This window comes from Nostoc punctiforme PCC 73102 (genome assembly GCF_000020025.1).
Lineage (GTDB): Bacteria > Cyanobacteriota > Cyanobacteriia > Cyanobacteriales > Nostocaceae > Nostoc > Nostoc punctiforme.
This window is the reverse complement of the sequence record NC_010628.1, coordinates 6,807,274-6,825,337: the sequence shown is the minus strand read 5'-3', so window position 1 is coordinate 6,825,337 and position 18,064 is coordinate 6,807,274. Positions and strand designations below refer to the sequence as shown.

Genomic DNA, 18,064 nt, shown 5'->3' with positions numbered 1-18,064 from the left:
TTCATTTTCACATAAGTAAAGACCATATTGTTGCACCTTTGCCGCTGTTCTTGTTAAAAACATAAAAATCTGGCATTTCAATTGAGAACTACTCAGAGAAGAATCGAATCATTAATCTAGTTCCCAGGAGATAAACAATTTGTTATTAGAGTTAAATGGATTTGAACAACTGGAATTAGAGCAGTAAAGTATATTTGGGAATAAGCAGATGGTGTCTATGTTCAGTTTTCCCATTTTCTGCTTACTGGGTTTCACAAGTCTTTATATTTTTGAGCGGATTTACTTCTAGTGGTGTCTACAGTCTCAAGTAACTTTTGCTAGCGTAGTGATATAAGGTTTATCGCTCCCCAGTAAGCGTCTGGTGGAAGCAAAAGGATTAATATGGCTCATTTAAATCAGCGTCGCTCTCAAAATGTCAACGGCGATTTTTATGTAGATACTACCTGTATTGATTGTGATACCTGTCGCTGGATGGCTCCTGAAGTATTTTATGATGTTGACGATCAATCGGCTGTTTATCATCAACCAACGAATGAGGCGGAAAGATTAGCTGCACTGCAAGCACTTTTAGCTTGTCCTACCAGTTCCATTGGCACAGTTGAAAAGCCAAAAGATATCAAAACTGTTCAACAAAGCTTTCCAATATTAGTAACAGAAAATATTTACCACTGCGGCTATCATTCTGAAAAATCTTATGGTGCTGCTAGCTATTTAATTCAACTTCCAGAAGGTAACATTTTGGTGGATTCTCCCCGGTTTACGCCGCCTTTAGTCAAGCGTTTAGAAGAACTGGGGTCGATTCGTTATATGTACCTAACTCATAAGGATGATGTGGCAGATCATCAAAAGTTTGCCGAGCATTTTCAGTGCGATCGCATCCTTCATGCTGATGATATTACTGCGGATACTCGCAATGTAGAAATACAGCTAACTGGTTCCGAACCATTTGCCTTGACTCCAGATTTCTTAATTATTCCAGTTCCCGGTCACACTAAAGGACAAACTGTCCTACTCTACAAAAATAAGTTTCTCTTCACTGGCGACCATCTCGCTTGGTCAGAAAGCTTGCATCAACTGGCTGCATTCCACAATGCCTGCTGGTATTCTTGGTCAGAACAAACTAAATCAATGCGTAACTTAGCTAATTACTCTTTTGAGTGGGTGCTACCAGGTCATGGGCGAAGGTTTCATGCTGATAAGGAAACCATGCGCCAGCAGATGCACAAGTGTATTGAGTTAATGGAATCTTTGGATTGACATTACAGCTATTTTCAGATAAAAGACCACGCAGTAGGGGCGCAAGGTCTTGCGCCCCTACTATTTCACGAGATATGGAAAAGCCCAGGAAAAAACTAACATAACTGATACGATGTACACAAAAGTCTTTTAAAGCTGCCGCACATCTTGACCTGTAATGCCAATGCATCGACTTGCAATGCTAGTGCATCGACCTGCAATGCTAAAGCGTCGACCTGCAATGCTAATGCATGGACTTGCAATGCTAATGCATGGACTTGCAATGCTAGTGCATCAACCTGCAATGCCTATGCATCAACTTGCAATGCTTATGCAATACCGTAGCTTTCTAGAAGAGAGATTTAGATAGAGGTCAGACTCTATTGCATAGAAACGAGAAGCGCTATAACCTGAGTTTTAGCAACCTTTTAACCAAACACGGATTATGAAAAAGCTGATCAACAAGCCGGAAGACTTTGTGCGAGAAAGTCTAGAAGGTATGGCGGCGGCTCATTCCGATTTAATTAAAGTAAACTACGATCCAGCTTTTGTCTATCGAGCCAATGCACCTATTCCGGGTAAAGTAGCAATTATTTCAGGTGGTGGCAGTGGACATGAACCAATGCACGCTGGCTTCGTGGGCAAAGGAATGCTTGATGCAGCTTGTCCTGGTGAGGTTTTCACTTCACCGACTCCTGACCAAATGCTAGAAGCAGCAAAGCTTGTAGATGGAGGCTCTGGTATCCTTTACATCGTCAAAAATTACAGTGGCGATGTCATGAACTTTGAGATGGCAACAGAGTTAGCCCGTAGTGAAGGCATTCGATCGCTAAATATTTTGATTGATGATGATGTAGCAGTGAAGGATAGCCTCTATACCCAAGGACGGCGGGGTGTAGGAACAACAATACTAGCGGAAAAAATTTGTGGCGCGGCGGCTGAGGCAGGGTATGATTTGCCACAAATAGCAAATTTATGTCGCCGAGTTAATCTGAATGGGCGGAGTATGGGAATTGCTTTAACATCTTGTACAGTGCCAGCTAATGGAACACCGACATTTGAATTGAGCGATCGCGAAATCGAATTAGGTATCGGTATCCACGGTGAACCAGGAATAGAACGTACAGCTATCAAAGCAGTAGATGAGATTACCGAAATTTTAACGCGATCGCTCCTTGAAGATGCAGCATACAGCCGCACACTGCGCGAGTGGGATGAAGACAAAGGAGAATGGGTAGATGTAGAACTAACAAATCTTCCATTTACCAAAGGCGATCGCTTATTAGCTTTCGTCAATAGTATGGGTGGAACTCCGGTTTCCGAACTGTATATTGTTTACCGCAAACTCGCCCAAATCTGCGAACAGCAAGGATTGCAAATTGTGCGAAACTTAATCGGCCCTTATATTACATCTCTAGAAATGCAAGGTTGCTCAATTACCCTGCTGAAATTAGATGATGAAACGATCCGGTTATGGGATGCACCAGTCAAAACACCAAGTTGGCGGTGGGACTAATTATGTTGAGTCAGGCGCAGATATTACAATGGTTGCAGGCTTATGCAACTGAGATAGAGCAGAATAAAACCTATTTGACAGAATTAGATGCTGCGATCGGAGATGCTGACCACGGTATAAATATGGATCGCGGCTTCAAAAAGGTAAGTATTCTGTTACCAACTCTTACAGACAAGGACATCAGCAACATTCTCAAAGCTGTGAGTATGACCTTGATTTCTTCCATTGGCGGTGCTAGTGGCCCTCTTTATGGAACCTGGTTTTTACGAGCTAGTACAGCAGTAGTAGATAAGCAAGAATTAACAGAACAAGATGTGTTGGGGCTACTCCAGGCAGGCTTAGACGGCGTGCTGCAACGTGGCAAAGCGCAACTAGGAGACAAAACAATGGTAGATGTGCTATCTCCAGCTGTAACCGCTTTTGGGCAGGCTGTAGGAGAAAGTAAGGGAACGCTGGAAGCGATGCAACAGGCTGTAGCAATAGCCCAAAAGGGGTTACAAGAAACTATACCTATGCAGGCCAAAAAAGGACGGGCTAGCTATCTGGGGGAAAGAAGTATCGGACATCAAGATCCAGGAGGGACTTCTGCTTATTTAATGTTGAAAAGTTTGTTAGAGGTGTTGGAAAATAGCCAAACAACTGACCACTGAAAATTAACGAGCCCCATAATCACTATTGCCAAAAATCAGTGACATCGTATCCTAGTTCCGCTAATATGTGCCGGAGCAGGGGTAAACTGAGTCCTATTACATTGCTGTGACAGCCTTCAATTTTTTCAACAAAGAAACTGCCAAAACCTTCAATGGCAAAGGCTCCAGCACACTTGAGGGGCTCACCTGTGGCAACATAAGCAAGAATTGCGCGATCGCTCATTTGAGCAAAGTAAACTCTTGTAACTTGAGACTTGACTATAGTGCGGTTTTGCTCAAGGTCTATTAAGGCGTGACCTGTATACAAGTCGCCAAAGTTACCCTGCATTATCTGCCAACGGGCGATCGCTTCAGAAGTGTCTGCTGGTTTGCCGTGAATTTCACCATTCATGGACAAAACTGAATCACAACCCATAATCAAAGCTGATTCAAACTGCGGGGCTACAGTTTCCGCCTTACATTGGGCAAGAGTTTTGACCAATTCTGCTGGTTCACTTAATTGGATTTGCGACTCGTCAAAGTCACTGGCTCGAACTATCGGTTCAATACCAACAGTTTCCAACAAGCGGCGACGAGCTGGGGAAGCTGAGGCAAGTACAAAAGGTGGAATTTTCATGAGATTTATAAAAGCTTGTTAATTGGGTACGGGGCATGGGGCATTGGTGATTAAATTTCTTTTCTATCCCCCATTCCCCATTCCCTATTCCCTATTCCCTATTAATAGACAGAAAAAGAATTTACAACCTCATCAATCATTCCTTTAACTCTCTGCCAGCGTTTTTCAGGAATTGAGGCGTTGAGGGTAAAAAGTTTGCCACGGCTAACAGCCACGCTGGCGATGTTATGCCGTTGCTGTTTATTGGGAAGTTTAACCTCATACTCTAAAAGGTAGTAGGTTTTACCGTCTACTTCTCGTTGTGCGGCATTGACTAATTCAGCCGAACGACCAGAGTCAGGAGGCGCAAGAGCAGCTTTTCCCAACTTATATCCTACTTCTGTTGGGGTTCCCAATTCTGATAAAGTTTTGCCTTCTGGAACTGGGCTAATGACAACAGAAACGTTTTCAGATACCTCAATCAAATCGTGGAAAACCACATCTGGCCCGTTGGCAACTTTAACTTGCAGCCAGCCGTTAGGATATAAAAACTGATAGCCATCACTAGTGTCTACAAAGCTTTTGAGTCCAGCCGCAGCCGCTATATCAGAATTACTCAGGCTGAAACTCAACACCAATAGCAAAATTAATACAATTCTTTTCCACATTTATACGAGTTCCTTTGGGCTGGGGACAACACCAGGTTTGCATCATTTATCGTTTTTATTCTCCCACCAAGCGGGACGCTTCGGATGAAGCGTTTCGGGGTTGCTTAAGCGATCGCCTGTTTTTGGAAAGACTGTTTCTTTACATATCCCTTATTTCATCAAATACCTGAATAGTAAGTTATTACGCTGTCTTAACCTAACTAAAAGTGAGCGCAAATCTTTAACAACTTTTACTAAATATAAGTAAGTTGGCACAATAAAACCAAACTATGTAAAGAAAAATGAACTAGGCTAAAATCCTTATACCTATTGCCTATTTCCTGTTGCATATTGCCTTATCCCAACGACAATTATTTACGTTCACTTACTTAAGTTAGCTAGTGAAATTATTAAGTTGCGCGATCAATTTTTTGTACTTCTTCTTCAGATAATTTCACATTGATAGCTTGTACTGAGTCTTCGATGCTGTAAACCTTGCTAGCACCAGGAATTGGCAAAATAGCGGGCGATTTGGAGCGTAACCACGCTAGAACGATATTATACACTGACACGCCTTTTTCTTTAGCTAAGTTAGCGATCGCTGGAATATCTTGTAAATCTTGATGGCGACGTCTACCACCAAAGGGACTCCAAGGCAAAAACGTCAATTCTTGCTGTTCGCAATACTTCAATACGCCGTCCTTTTCTGGCTGTCGTTGCCAAGGACTGTATTGATTCTGCACCGAGACAATATCTACTACATCTTGCGCCCGCTTAATTTGTTCAACGGAAAAGTTAGAAACTCCCACAAACCTAATCAAACCTGCCTCCACTGCTTCTTTCACTGGCGCAAGAGATTCTTCAATGGTGTACTTACTATCGGGCGAATGGTACTGCCAAACATCGATGGGTTTGGCACCACCTAACGCCTCAAAACTGACTCGAATTGTTTCGCGCAAATGTTCTGGGTTACCGTTGCTTGTCCAGTTGCCATCGGGACGCATCAAACCGCCCTTAGTTGCCACAATTATTTGGCTAACATCGCCTTTATAACTAGTAAGTGCCTTATGAATTAGTCGCTCGTTGTGGTGTTTTTCTGACTCATCTTTGCAGTAAGAATCGGCGGTATCAACAAATGTAATACCCAAATCCAAAGCCCGATGAATAACTTCGACTGATTGCGATTCGGGAGGGCGATTAGAGATTGACATGGGCATACCGCCCAAACCGATCGCACTTACGATGACACCTGTTTTTCCTAGCTGTTTGGTTTCCATACTTCTAGCTATAGCTTTCTGCCCCAATTATCCCAGCTAGTCAAAGCTTTTTGAGCGATTTATCATAAATCCTCCCTAGTACTTAGATTTGGTGATAAGTGAATGGGCTACTAAGGGAATACTCTACTCAGGGGTTAAGTATTCTATACACAAGCACTGATGAAAATTGTAGAGGAAACCCGTACCAGATTGCAGCTAAAGCATCGGCCACTCAGATATTGGTTCATTGGGTGGTGCATTTTTACTGTCTGTTTAAGCTTCTTGATTTACTGCTTATTTTTTGAGTCTGCTTCAGTTAGCCTCAATTGCGATCGCCTCTCGCCAAGCAAAATTAATTGTGAATTGAGACGGTTTAATTTGCTGGGAAGGATGGAGAAACTCAGAATGTTTGATCCCAGTGAAGCATACATTCTCACAAAGACTGGCAGCAAAGGGTCGAAAAGCTATCAGGTTATAATTGTGACTCCATTTCAAGATTTTCCTCTTTTATCCCATCTTAGCTATGAACAAAATCAAGAATTTACCTTGAAAACAAACGATTTTATCAACTCTAATAAAACTTCGCTATTTGTACAGCAAAATCAGCGAAACTATCTATTTTTCTTAAGTTTATCTATATTAATTATCATGGCGATCGCTGCTTTTTTTGCAACATCACCTGTAACTACCTGCACCTTCTATAAGAGTATCGATAAGGTCTTTATCGAACGTAAAAGTCTTCGTGGCAATCAAGTTATTGAACATCCACTAGAAAATATTCTGTGTTTTGACATCCAAGAAAAGCAATATAAATACTCTAAGCTTTATCGGGCTGTAATTGTACTGAAATCTTTCAAAGAAATCCCAATCAATCCACAATATACTGATGAAAGAAGCGTTAGATATGCAGTTTCTAGGATACTCTTATTTCTAAAACTTTAATAAAAACTATCTCCACTACTTACCACTATGCCCATAGACTGAAGTCATAGATCGCTGACTTATTTAGGAAGCTGGGGATATTGTCCATCACAAATGATTTAGGATTTGCTATATGGACACGAAACGCTTAGCTTAAGGAGGCTTGAGTCACTTTTAACTGAAATTTTACATGCAGCATTCTCGATTAGTACCATTCTTACTCAACTAAAAATACTCACTTTGTCAGTTTGTCTATTTAGGCTATTTTTGGTACATAAAATAAGAAGCCTACACGATCGGCTGTTATTCTACACTTGACATAAAGCATTGTGAGTGCTAAAAGACGACTGCCAGAAACCATTGCCCATGTCAGAATCACCCGCCAATCTTGGCAACACGGCTTCCTTGAGGGTGAAGTGAGTGCAGGTGAGTTTGAGTGGCATTTCCAGTGGCATTTTCGCCGGGGAGAACTTGCCGTCAAGCCTTCCCAAGGCCGCGCTTTAATCAAAGAACCCCTTGGTCGATTTTTGGAGCAACAAGATTATCAGCTAGAGCCTGGAGGAGATTATGCTTTTACTATTCGGGCGGAACTTTAAAAGTTAGGAGTTAAGGGAGACGCGACACCAGTCGCTACAACGGGGGGAACCCCCGCAACGCGCTGGCTCATTAATCGCGTCTGTACAGGAGTTAATTATGTAATTCCTCACTCTTGACTGCTGAGTGTTGATTCTGTGAGGCGGTTTAAGTATCTTTCGATTAAGAGAATGGCAACAATGTCATCTATCGGTCTTGGAGGCTGTCGTAGGCCTTGTGGCAATAGCTTTGTTAGCCCTTTGGGTGGGAACATTTGCCAATAGCGATCGCGTGCTTCTAAGGTTGTATACCGCTCATCCACTAAAATAATACTCAGAGGTTCTGTCAATTCCTGATATAATTTTTCCCTCCACTGCTTGGCTGTAGTTTGGTCGCCCATCACCATCAAGGAGATCGGAAACTTTTGACGTAGTGTTTCAATGGTAGCGATCGCCTCTTTTGCTAGCACAACCTGATGATAATACAATTGCCGATCCAGTCCCATCACCGCTAAACCACACTTATCTCGACCTGGATCAAACCCTAATATGACTGGTTGTGTTGGTGAAAATTCACGGGAAGTCATAAGAAATTAAAAATAAAAATTAAGAATAAGAAATCAATAAATGCAATCACAGCAACTATTTTGACTGCTGTTGAATATGTTTAAATCTTACTAATAACAGTGTGCAAATAATGTTTTAAGTACTAAAAATAATTTTTCCGTTGACTATTGCCACTAATTTTACTCTCAATGGCCCGGCTGTATAAGTGTCCTCTGCTGCGATCGCTTTGATTTCTAAGGGTTGATTGTACTGTCTTAATTGGGCGACAAAGCGCAAGAAAGTCCCGTCTACTTGCACATTTTCGACAATTCCGGCATTACGGGCACGAAATTGAGAAGCAGAAATTAGTATTTCCAGCCGTTGCTGTAACTGATAGGATGTCATGGTTTTGGAATCGGCACTAGTTGTTGCTAGCACTGCACCTCCTGAAAAAACCAATTGATTTCGCGCTGTATCGGCGAAAAACTCTATCTGTTTTTCTCCCCTGACGTAATTACCAGCCGAGAAAATTCGCACCACATATTCTTGACCATCGCTAATCTGCTTGCTCAATTGGTCAACCCTATCCTGAGTCACGCGCAGTAGCTCTACATTTGCAGGATTTGCCCCAGGCTCACTTAATTCCAGGTTGGCGTTGCGATTTGCTTCTTGTAAAAGTTGTACCACTGCCTGATGAGCAGCAGCAGGTTGGGTAACACGAATGACAGCAGCAGACAGAACTTGACCGCGAATTAAGGCCAGCTTACCTAGACGCAGGTCGCGGTAAGACTGATAATATTTTTCCAGCCTGGCAACTTCCAGTTCTAGTTGCTCTTGTTGTGCTTCCAATTCTTTGAGGCGCGATTCCCGTTTGGCAATCACTTGCTCTCGTGCTGCAACTTCTACATTACGCTTTTGAATCAATTGATCGAGTTGGCCAATTTTTTTATCGCGTTGTTCTATGGCTTCTTGACGGTTAGCCAGTTCGCGATCGCGTTTTTCAATAGCTGTTTTGGCTTCGTCAATCGCTTTTTTCGCTTCAGCGTACAGTCGTTGTCGTTCTGTCTTCAGTAGTTCAACTGCCGCCTGTAGCTCTTTTCTTTGATTGGAAACGCTTTGCAACTCAGCTATGGCTTTTTGGTACTGAGTTACAACTTGTCCTAACTGACCTTGAGTGCGTTGGAGTTGAGTTTGAGTTTGGGCTTGTTGACTAATGGTGCGGTTCAACTGAGCTTGTGTTTGGAGTTGTTTGGCATTCGCTGCTTGTAAAGACTGATTAATTGCCTGTAAGTCTTGTTGTGCTTTTGCTTGGGCAATTCTTGCTTGATTTAGCTCACTTTCTACCTGACTTTTCTGAGTTTCTGCGGTTTTTAGCTGTTCTCGCTTCTGTCTGAGGTCTGTTTGAATATCTTCTAATTCAAAGACTCCCTTTCGCAAACCTTCATCGGCAGCGAATAAAATTCCTAATGTTGATGCTGAAATCAAACCGCCCGTAAAAATAGTTACCACTACGGCAGTATTTTTCGGACGAAGCTTAAAAAGTGAGAGGCGGGCTTTGCCAACTCGTGTGCCGATGCGATCGCCCACGGTTGCAATTACGCCTCCCAAGATTAAAATTGCTGCGATGAGGATGTATCCGGTGGTCATCTTTAGCTACCGAAATCCTTCCAGATACAGCCTACTACTTTTAAGCATTGTCTGCGGAGAAGTGGAAGTTGGCAATAGCTGAAATTATTCAATTTTAGATTTACCTCTAGCTATTAGTGTCATCTTTCAAAATAGAACACGCGCCGATTCCCCTTTCTCCGATTGATTTTATGTGAATTGCCTACTTAAGGTAACAGGTTTATGCACGGTAATCTTCTTTTTGTGGATAGAAATCATCTTTTTCTCACGCAAATCCCCTAGTAGCCTAGTAACGGTAACACGAGTTGAACCAATTGCTTCTGCGATCGCCTGATGAGATAACTTCAGATCGATAGTGATCCCATCAGCACAAGGAACGCCAAAATCTCGACAAAGAATTAATAAAAAACTCACCAACCTAGAACCCATATCTCGGTGAGCGAGAGTTTCAATCATCATCTCTGTTTGTAGAATGCGCGAAGATAGACCCCGCAGCATTAACATTGATAATTCTGGATTTTCTTTGAGTGCTTGCTCTACTTGTTCAATTGGGGCTGACAGTAATTCCACAGGGGTAAATGCAACCGCATGGTAAAACCTATCCGACTTATTTCCTGTCAGCAATGACAAAACACCAAAAACACTATTTTCCCGAAGCAATGCTACTGTTATTTCCTCTCCTGCCTCGTACACCCTAGAAAGTTTAACAGCACCTTTCAAAAGAAAATAAACTCGTTCGGCAGGATCGCCAGGAAAAAAGATCGTTTTATTGCGTTCAAACGTTTCCACAACTGGCGGAAACGCCCCGGTCGCCATCTGACGAAATACATTTGCTAGGGCTTTATCTTGTGTCACGATCATCTCCCTTCCCCTACCCAATGCCGGAAAAACAAAAACTGATTACCTAAGAATACACCCGAAAAATGAATAAAGCACCGTCAACCTTTCTGTACTTTCCTATACTCAAACTAATCGCTTCATAACTGTTTGTTTATAATGATACATAATTGTTGATCCTTTCAGCTACTAATTGTTGATAAGTAGTTCCAATAACTGTATTAAAAAGGGTTTTTTAAAGAACAAATAAAGATATCTTGAGAAAATCTTTAGGAAAAATCAAGATTTTTGTCATAGCAAACGCCCTTCTCAATATTCATTTTTGCAAATCCTGTATAAAACAAAGACAAACGTGCCTCAGATTCTAGTATGCTCCTAATGATCGATCGCATTAACAATTTCTATGCTGAATCTGACTGGAAAAAATGCTCTTGTTACAGGTATTGCCAATAACCGCTCGATCGCCTGGGGCATCGCCCAACAGCTGCATAAAGCCGGAGCAAACCTGGGTATTACCTACCTACCGGATGAACGCGGCAAAATGGAGAAAAAAGTTGCGGAGTTGGTAGAACCCCTCAACCCAAGCTTATTTCTTCCTTGTAATGTCCAAGATGAGGAACAGATTCAATTTACCTTTGAGACAATTCGTGAGCAATGGGGGAAGCTAGACATTCTCATCCATTGTCTGGCCTTTGCCAGTAAAGACGATTTAAGTGGAGACTTTAGCCAAACTTCTCGTTCTGGCTTCAGCACTGCCTTAGAAATCAGTACCTACTCGCTGGTGCAGTTAAGTGGTGCAGCGAAACCTTTGATGACTGAGGGAGGTAGTATCGTCACGCTGACATATTTAGGCGGTGTCAGAGCAATTCCTAACTACAACGTTATGGGAGTTGCGAAAGCAGGGTTAGAAATGAGTGTGCGTTACCTAGCTGCTGAACTAGGACCGCAAAATATCCGCGTCAATGCCATCTCCGCAGGCCCCATCCGCACCTTAGCATCTTCAGCAGTTGGTGGAATTTTGGATATGATCCATCATGTCGAAGAAGTAGCTCCCCTGCGCCGTACTGTCACTCAGCTAGAAGTGGGTAATACTGCCGCTTTCTTATGTAGTGATTTGTCCAGTGGTATTACCGGACAAGTTCTATATGTAGATGCAGGATATGAAATTATGGGAATGTAAGATAATTTGGGGAGTGAGGAGTAGGGGTAGTTAAGTGAAGAATTATTCTTGCCCACTCCCCATTCCCCATACTTCTCTACGAGAGGCTGCGCCAACGACTGCGCTCAGTACAAGTTCCCCATTCCCTATTCCCCATGCAAACAACCAATCGCCAAGTTAATTCAAACTACGACCAGTCAACTAAAAACCCTCGGATTGCCACTGTTCACCGTACTACTGGTGAAACTGATGTACAAGTTACCATCAATCTCGATGGTAGAGGAACTTGCACGGCAGCAACAGGCATTCCGTTTTTGGATCACATGTTGCATCAAATTGCCTCCCACGGGCTGATTGATATAGATGTCCAAGCCAAGGGAGACTTGGAAATTGATGACCATCACACCAACGAAGATGTAGGCATTACTTTAGGCCAAGCTTTCAACCAAGCACTAGGCGACAGAAAAGGTATTGTCCGCTTTGGTAATTTTCTTGCACCATTGGATGAAGCTTTAGTTCAAGTAGCGCTAGACTTTTCTGGACGACCTCACCTCAGCTACGGCTTGCAAATTCCTACCCAGCGTGTAGGAACCTATGACACTCAACTTGTGCGCGAATTCTTTGTAGCACTGGTGAACCATAGCCAAATGACACTCCACATTCGGCAACTGGATGGCATTAATTCCCACCACATTATAGAGGCAACATTTAAAGCCTTTGCAAGAGCAACACGGCTAGCAGTGGAGATTGACCCCCGTCGTGCTGGTCTAATTCCCAGTTCTAAAGGCGTTCTCTGAAAGTAGTCAAAAGGGGCATTAGTTATTTCCCCTCTAATCTCCAATACCCAATAATTGACACATAACTTGGTGATGGTTATTATCAGCCTACTAGGTAACTTGTAATTAATACCAAGCTGGTAATTAGCGGTTGAACCAAGATGAAGTCTGTTACAGATGACCCTGATTCTCAACTTAATACGGCAGACACTCCGCCAGTAGTCCTAACTTCTGAGTTGCGAAAAGTCTATCGCACTGGTTTTTGGCTAAATCAAAAAATCGTATCTCTCAAAAACTGTTCTTTAACGGTTTACAAAGGCGAAACCTTTGGTTTGCTAGGACCAAACGGTGCTGGTAAAACCACCCTTTTAAAATTATTGCTGGGAATTATTCATCCCACTTCTGGACGGGGATTGTTATTGGATAAGCCTATAGGCGATCGCAGTGTTAAGCAACATATCGGCTATCTGCCAGAAAACCCTTATTTGTATGACTATCTCACTGGCTGGGAATTTTTGCAGCTAGCTGCTGGACTATTCCAAATTCCCCAAAGTGTCCAACGCCAACGCATTCCCCAACTGCTGGAATTAGTGGGTTTATCCCAAGCTGATGCCCGCAAAAAGCTTTTACGCCGCTATTCAAAAGGAATGCTACAGCGTGTTGGTATGGCACAGGCGCTAATTAACGAGCCAGATTTGGTTTTTCTGGATGAACCAATGTCTGGTCTCGATCCGGTGGGACGTTACCAAATGCGGGAAATTATCCTGGCGCTAAAAGCTGCTGGTAAGACGATTTTTTTCAATAGCCACGTTCTTAGTGAAGTAGAACAGATTTGCGATCGCATTGCCATCCTTGCTCAAGGTGAACTAATTTGCTCTGGTTCCCTTAATGAACTTTTAGGCGTAGACCACACATATTATGTAAAAGGTCAAGGTGGTGACTGGGAAATTCTCAAAAAATGGATACCCACTCTTAGATTTGAACCTGATGGTTCCTGGCAAGGTACACTACAAGACGATTACTATGATTTCCTCGCTAGTGTTCGTCTGATGGAAGGTAAAATTATTGCTATGAACTTGTCGCGTTACTCCCTAGAAGAGTTTTTTATTCAACAAATTCAAAGAAAAAATAACTCAGTTAATTAATTTCGTTGCCAAATACTCAATTCTAGATTTGTTTGAGCAACGTAGATACGTGGTATCTTTTTACAAAATAACCTTAAATTTCCGCTTTTTTGAGTTTTTATTTGCTCAATCAAACTCACAAAAAACTAAATTCCAACCTTTTTTCAAGGTTATTTGTAGTTAATCGATAATGGAGTTCATAATTTTTGCAAAAATTACTACTAATAGAATATTTAGAATCACAGTTTAAGTGTCATTTAATTGACTTTGGTAGAAATGCGTTATTGGTAAGTACCTTTTTACATAACAGACAATTTTTTATATAAACTCTGTTTATCTGCGTAAGACACATATTTTTTGAGAATCCTCAGATTCAAGTTTGCTCAACTTTAAATTAACTTCACTAAAAATTCAAATTCAATAAACAAATTTCCTCCGGAAAATTACACTTTTCGGGGAAAATAAGAGTGTTGGGGAACTTGAATACTTAGGTATAGTCAAAATAAAAATGTTTAGACAGTACTTTATTAATCGTAGTTTCAGAATCTCAGGTAAATATGCTTAACACAAGTTTGTTTAAATTCCTAACTCAGCCAGTTGTGGGTGTGGCTTTGTTAAGTGCTGTCAATGTCGCTGTGCCATTTGCGAGTCTAGCTCAGGGACAACCATTACCACCAACGACACAAACACCAAGCACACAAACACAATTAGATACTAATTATTCATTAGGAGGCGGCGATCTCATCCGTGTAAATGTATTTGAAGTACCTGAATATACAGGAGAATACCAAGTTCCCCCAGGTGGAGCAATCAACCTACCTTTAATTGGTAGCGTGTCAGTCCTCGGTCTAACAACTGAACAGGCTGCTGACGAAATTGCTAGAAGATATGCTCGCTTTCTCAAACGTCCCTTAATCTCGGTCAATTTATTATCGCCTCGTCCTATCAATGTTTTCGTTGCCGGAGAAGTGACACGTCCAGGAGCTTACACTCTTAGCTTGAGCGGAGGCGCAGGCAACAATCCAGGTGTACAATACCCAACTGTATTAGCCGCATTGACAACAGCGCAGGGAGTAACCTTAGCTGCGGATGTGACTCAAGTTCAATTACGGCGTAAAATAGGACGTTCTTCAGAGCAAGCCGTTAACGTCAATTTGAAGGAACTCATTCAAACGGGCAGGTTATCACAGGATATTACCTTGCGTGATGGAGACACCATCGTTGTGCCAACAGCAACCAACTTCAATGTGGCAGAATCTCGTAATATATTTGCATCTAATTTTGCCGCCAGTCAAACCACGCCTCGCACGGTAACAATTATCGGTGAAGTTAATCGTCCCGGTTCGTATCTTGTCACCCCAGCCAGTACAGATGCTCAGGGGGGCGCAGCAACTAACAGTGGTACTGCTAATCCCAATGGTTTACCAAATGTGACACGGGTTATTCAACTAGCTGGGGGAATTACAGGACAGGCTGATGTTCGTAATCTCAGGCTACGTCGACTTACAAGAACTGGCTCAGAACAGGCTATAGATATTAACCTTTGGCAACTATTGCAGAGTGGCGACGCTAGTCAAGACATCATCGTGCAAGACGGAGATACGATTGTTATTCCGACGGCAACTGAAATTAACCCCGCAGAAGCTACTCAATTAGCTACCACTACTTTGTCTCCTACACGTATTCAAGTTGGTGTGGTAGGTGAAGTTAAAAAACCAGGATTAACAGACGTTCAACCAAATAGCTCTTTAAATCAAGCTATACTCGCTGCTGGGGGATTCAACGATGCCAGAGCTAGCAGCAGTGCTGTTGATTTGATTCGCCTCAACCCTAACGGTTCTGTCACCAAACGGATAGTAAAAGTGGATTTCTCCGCTGGGATTAATGAGCAAACTAATCCCATACTCCGCAATAATGATGTTGTAGTAGTCAACCGATCTGGTTCCGCTAAGACTGGCGATACCATAAACACTGTAACTGGACCTCTTGGTGTTATCTTTAATCTTCTGAACTTGTTCGGACTCTAGTTTAAGATACAGATTTGAATTGGGGGCGTTGCTTAAACTTCTCCGTCCCCAAAATTACAATATCTATATAGTCAAAGAGATTGATTGCTTGTAGTGTATTCCCTTGCAAGAGAGCAATATTCATCTCTCTTGACCTGTTCTCCACAATAATCACCTCTTTTATTAACTTAACTTACGCACTCAAAACCAGAAAGCTGATCCCTCTTAAAAAAAAGCGAGTATCTCTTACACGTAAGTATTAGTTGAATTACAGCAGTTGCCAGTAAATGAAATACACCTCTTCCCAACGCTTTCCAGATACTCTTATTTGACCACAGGATAAGACAATACTAGAGTACAGAACTGTCTTGTCTTTTGCGATCGCTGCTCAAACAGTATATTTTTATACTTTATTTTAGAGACATCTAAATATTATTGCTTAGGAAATTCTTCTATAAACCGAAAGCTCTCACTGAAAATTCTTAATTTGCTATTGATATACCTTTTAAAAATTTGTTTTAGCCACTCTGGTTCCTTATGATAATGAGAATATTTTAGAAAAGAGATGCTACGAAGCATTTTCTATATATGAATTTTCTTATTTTAGTGATTATCATTATCATAAGTATTATTTAAGTCAAATACCTGTTTGATGACAGATATACTATCTTAACTACAGATACCGCGTATACACAGTAGAATGATGTCCAATTGGAAATGATGTCATTTGTACCGTTGGTTAGTGTCCATTAATGTGATGATTCTGTATACTGATACTTTTTTTCAGTACTTTTACCAGATAGTTGCCATTTTTTAAAACACTACCTAAAAAAGCATTTCAGCGATATTTACGTGGAAATGCTCAGGTGTAAACCTGATAAACCGTTTATAAACTTACAAATGGCAGTTACACGACCGTATCCAATACTGACTTACTGACCAAGGCTAGAGTTACTGACCGTTGACGATTCAGTTTTTGCAATATACCCTATTTTTCCCCTATGATGATTCATGGTTTAGGCTTTCTCAGTTTAAGTGCATCTCTTGTACTTCCCTGGGCATTAACAGGTCTGGTTCAAGGACAGAGAATAACAGAGTCTTTAGTTAAAGATGTTCGTCAGTTATCTACCGATCAAACTACACCACTACCAAGTCGCAAGCTGATCAGCCAGGTTACAACTACAACATACTATGTTAGTGGTAGCGGAAACGACAGAAATAGCGGACTCACTCCGTCATCTGCCTTTAGGACAATTCAAAGAGCAGCAGACCTAACTAGGCCTGGCACTACAGTACTGCTTATGGATGGAGTATACAAGAATACCAGCGCGAATGGATCGGGACTAGTAATTTCACGCTCTGGAACGGCAAATGGATGGATCACTTATAAGCCATATCCTGGAGCTAAACCGAAAATTCAGCACAATGGATGGCATGGAATTGTAATTGAGAAGGGAGCCTCATATGTTGAGATAAATGGGCTGGAGATTGTAGGCAACAATGCAAATATAACCCGTAGTTATGCGTTGAGTCAGAGGTATAACCGATCCAATCCCTTGACAAATGGAAACTGCATCACTATAGATGGGCGAAAAGGTGGTCGCCCCCACCACATACGTATTCTTAACAACAAGATACATGACTGTGGAGGTGGAGGTATCGGAGCTATTGAATCAGACTATCTGACACTGGATAATAACGAGGTATACAATAATGCCTGGTATTCAATATACGGTCCTAGTGGCATTTCAATGCTCAGCAATTGGAATTCTGATAATAATCAGGGCTACAAGATGATTGTTACCAGAAACAAGGTTTACAACAATCAAATGTTCGTTCCCTGGATTGTCAACGGAAAGTACCAAGATGGTAATGGCATTATTGTTGATAAGGGACGAGATTATGGCTATAAAGGACGTACTTTGATTGCCAACAATATCTCATATAAAAATGGTGGTTCGGGTATTCATACTTATGCAAGCGACCATGTGGACATTGTCCACAACACGACTTATCTGAATAACCAGACAGAGGGAATTAATTACGGGCAAATCATGAGTAATTATTCTGGTGATGTCAAAGTTATCAATAACATCCTTTATTCTGCGCCTAACAAACCAATAAGCTCGAATAATAAAAGTACCAACACTACTTTTAACTACAATCTCTACAATAACAATGGTTCTCGTGCAAATTCTGTGGGGACTAATGATATAATGGCAGATCCACAGTTTGTAAATCCCTCAGGTGGTGACTTTAGAATCAAAGGAACGAGTCGGGCCATCAATAATGGTTTTAAGTGGACTAATTTGAATAACGATTATTTTGGTAAACCTCGTCCTGTCGGTGCTGGATATGATATTGGGGCACACGAATATCAGTAACCATAATATTATGTCTTGCAATCTAGACATAGTTTTGTCAGGCTGAAGTCTACAACAACTATACCAAATAATAAGTCTACCTTCGCAGGTAGACTTATTATTTGGCTAAATAAATTAAACAGATATGATACAAGCATCCCAACAGAATTAATTATTGATTTTTGACTAGCAAGAATTTGAGCCAAGTTTTTGTGTAATTAATCCTGTAAGATT

Annotated in this window: 16 protein-coding genes; 10 read left to right on the top strand and 6 right to left on the bottom strand. The window is 41.6% G+C overall.

Annotated features, from left to right (window positions below):
* The first annotated feature begins 381 nt into the window (after window positions 1-381).
* The 3 genes from NPUN_RS27945 to dhaL all read left to right on the top strand — a co-directional run bounded on the left by NPUN_RS27945 (window position 382) and on the right by dhaL (window position 3,402).
* Window positions 382-1,257, top strand: a complete 876-nt coding sequence (locus tag NPUN_RS27945) for an MBL fold metallo-hydrolase (protein WP_012411771.1) — start codon at window positions 382-384, stop codon at window positions 1,255-1,257.
* Between the two features lie 424 nt (window positions 1,258-1,681).
* A complete protein-coding gene (gene dhaK, locus NPUN_RS27935; RefSeq protein WP_012411770.1) occupies window positions 1,682-2,752 on the top strand; it encodes a dihydroxyacetone kinase subunit DhaK in 1,071 nt (356 codons plus the stop codon).
* 2 nt (window positions 2,753-2,754) lie between these two features.
* Window positions 2,755-3,402, top strand: a complete 648-nt coding sequence (dhaL, locus tag NPUN_RS27930; RefSeq protein WP_012411769.1) for a dihydroxyacetone kinase subunit DhaL — start codon at window positions 2,755-2,757, stop codon at window positions 3,400-3,402.
* Between the two features lie 22 nt (window positions 3,403-3,424).
* On the opposite strand, the gene NPUN_RS27925 is transcribed toward dhaL, so the two are convergent.
* From NPUN_RS27925 to NPUN_RS27915, 3 genes are all read right to left on the bottom strand, one after another.
* Window positions 3,425-4,018 carry a Maf family protein gene (locus tag NPUN_RS27925; RefSeq protein WP_012411768.1) on the bottom strand — a complete coding sequence of 198 codons (594 nt, stop codon included), beginning with the start codon at window positions 4,016-4,018 and terminating at the stop codon, window positions 3,425-3,427.
* Window positions 4,019-4,119: 101 nt separating this feature from the next.
* Window positions 4,120-4,665, bottom strand: a complete 546-nt coding sequence (gene psbP / locus NPUN_RS27920; protein WP_012411767.1) for a photosystem II reaction center PsbP — start codon at window positions 4,663-4,665, stop codon at window positions 4,120-4,122.
* Between the two features lie 389 nt (window positions 4,666-5,054).
* Window positions 5,055-5,921 carry an aldo/keto reductase gene (locus NPUN_RS27915; protein ID WP_012411766.1) on the bottom strand — a complete coding sequence of 289 codons (867 nt, stop codon included), beginning with the start codon at window positions 5,919-5,921 and terminating at the stop codon, window positions 5,055-5,057.
* Window positions 5,922-6,080: 159 nt separating this feature from the next.
* Here NPUN_RS27915 and NPUN_RS43680 point away from each other — a divergent pair, with 159 nt between their 5' ends.
* Window positions 6,081-6,842, top strand: coding sequence for a hypothetical protein (locus tag NPUN_RS43680; RefSeq protein WP_234710993.1), 762 nt, complete (start codon window positions 6,081-6,083; stop codon window positions 6,840-6,842).
* 305 nt (window positions 6,843-7,147) lie between these two features.
* Window positions 7,148-7,417: a DUF3146 family protein gene (locus tag NPUN_RS27905; protein WP_372726526.1), complete on the top strand. Its 270-nt coding sequence runs from the start codon at window positions 7,148-7,150 to the stop codon at window positions 7,415-7,417.
* Between the two features lie 107 nt (window positions 7,418-7,524).
* Here NPUN_RS27905 and NPUN_RS27900 read toward each other — a convergent pair whose 3' ends face one another.
* The 3 genes from NPUN_RS27900 to ntcA form a co-directional block, all read right to left on the bottom strand.
* Window positions 7,525-7,980 carry a RuvC family protein gene (locus tag NPUN_RS27900; protein ID WP_012411763.1) on the bottom strand — a complete coding sequence of 152 codons (456 nt, stop codon included), beginning with the start codon at window positions 7,978-7,980 and terminating at the stop codon, window positions 7,525-7,527.
* A 115-nt stretch (window positions 7,981-8,095) separates the two neighbouring features.
* Window positions 8,096-9,586, bottom strand: a complete 1,491-nt coding sequence (locus NPUN_RS27895; RefSeq protein WP_012411762.1) for a DUF3084 domain-containing protein — start codon at window positions 9,584-9,586, stop codon at window positions 8,096-8,098.
* Window positions 9,587-9,754: 168 nt separating this feature from the next.
* Entirely contained in the window at window positions 9,755-10,426 is a 672-nt protein-coding gene (gene ntcA, locus NPUN_RS27890; protein ID WP_010998529.1) for a global nitrogen regulator NtcA, read from the bottom strand.
* Window positions 10,427-10,805: 379 nt separating this feature from the next.
* Here ntcA and fabI point away from each other — a divergent pair, with 379 nt between their 5' ends.
* The 5 genes from fabI to NPUN_RS27865 all read left to right on the top strand — a co-directional run bounded on the left by fabI (window position 10,806) and on the right by NPUN_RS27865 (window position 17,851).
* A complete protein-coding gene (gene fabI / locus NPUN_RS27885) occupies window positions 10,806-11,582 on the top strand; it encodes an enoyl-ACP reductase FabI (RefSeq protein WP_012411761.1) in 777 nt (258 codons plus the stop codon).
* A 134-nt stretch (window positions 11,583-11,716) separates the two neighbouring features.
* The gene (gene hisB, locus NPUN_RS27880) at window positions 11,717-12,358 is read left to right on the top strand and encodes an imidazoleglycerol-phosphate dehydratase HisB (protein WP_012411760.1); all 642 of its coding nucleotides are present in this window, start codon (window positions 11,717-11,719) and stop codon (window positions 12,356-12,358) included.
* Between the two features lie 140 nt (window positions 12,359-12,498).
* Complete coding sequence (locus NPUN_RS27875) at window positions 12,499-13,482, top strand: ABC transporter ATP-binding protein (protein ID WP_012411759.1); 984 nt, start codon at window positions 12,499-12,501, stop codon at window positions 13,480-13,482.
* Between the two features lie 536 nt (window positions 13,483-14,018).
* Window positions 14,019-15,488, top strand: a complete 1,470-nt coding sequence (locus NPUN_RS27870; protein ID WP_012411758.1) for a polysaccharide biosynthesis/export family protein — start codon at window positions 14,019-14,021, stop codon at window positions 15,486-15,488.
* A gap of 980 nt (window positions 15,489-16,468) precedes the next feature.
* The gene (locus NPUN_RS27865; RefSeq protein ID WP_148220367.1) at window positions 16,469-17,851 is read left to right on the top strand and encodes a right-handed parallel beta-helix repeat-containing protein; all 1,383 of its coding nucleotides are present in this window, start codon (window positions 16,469-16,471) and stop codon (window positions 17,849-17,851) included.
* The last annotated feature ends 213 nt before the right edge of the window (window positions 17,852-18,064 follow it).

Excerpts from the sequence above, each read along its gene's own strand:
- NPUN_RS27945 (WP_012411771.1), top strand. The coding sequence starts at position 382 with ATGGCTCATTTAAATCAGCGTCGCTCTCAAAATGTCAACGGCGATTTT.
- dhaK (WP_012411770.1), top strand. The coding sequence starts at position 1,682 with ATGAAAAAGCTGATCAACAAGCCGGAAGACTTTGTGCGAGAAAGTCTA.
- dhaL (WP_012411769.1), top strand. The coding sequence starts at position 2,755 with ATGTTGAGTCAGGCGCAGATATTACAATGGTTGCAGGCTTATGCAACT.
- NPUN_RS27925 (WP_012411768.1), bottom strand. The coding sequence starts at position 4,018 with ATGAAAATTCCACCTTTTGTACTTGCCTCAGCTTCCCCAGCTCGTCGC.
- psbP (WP_012411767.1), bottom strand. The coding sequence starts at position 4,665 with ATGTGGAAAAGAATTGTATTAATTTTGCTATTGGTGTTGAGTTTCAGC.
- NPUN_RS27915 (WP_012411766.1), bottom strand. The coding sequence starts at position 5,921 with ATGGAAACCAAACAGCTAGGAAAAACAGGTGTCATCGTAAGTGCGATC.
- NPUN_RS43680 (WP_234710993.1), top strand. The coding sequence starts at position 6,081 with ATGAAAATTGTAGAGGAAACCCGTACCAGATTGCAGCTAAAGCATCGG.
- NPUN_RS27900 (WP_012411763.1), bottom strand. The coding sequence starts at position 7,980 with ATGACTTCCCGTGAATTTTCACCAACACAACCAGTCATATTAGGGTTT.
- NPUN_RS27895 (WP_012411762.1), bottom strand. The coding sequence starts at position 9,586 with ATGACCACCGGATACATCCTCATCGCAGCAATTTTAATCTTGGGAGGC.
- ntcA (WP_010998529.1), bottom strand. The coding sequence starts at position 10,426 with ATGATCGTGACACAAGATAAAGCCCTAGCAAATGTATTTCGTCAGATG.
- fabI (WP_012411761.1), top strand. The coding sequence starts at position 10,806 with ATGCTGAATCTGACTGGAAAAAATGCTCTTGTTACAGGTATTGCCAAT.
- hisB (WP_012411760.1), top strand. The coding sequence starts at position 11,717 with ATGCAAACAACCAATCGCCAAGTTAATTCAAACTACGACCAGTCAACT.
- NPUN_RS27875 (WP_012411759.1), top strand. The coding sequence starts at position 12,499 with ATGAAGTCTGTTACAGATGACCCTGATTCTCAACTTAATACGGCAGAC.
- NPUN_RS27870 (WP_012411758.1), top strand. The coding sequence starts at position 14,019 with ATGCTTAACACAAGTTTGTTTAAATTCCTAACTCAGCCAGTTGTGGGT.
- NPUN_RS27865 (WP_148220367.1), top strand. The coding sequence starts at position 16,469 with ATGATGATTCATGGTTTAGGCTTTCTCAGTTTAAGTGCATCTCTTGTA.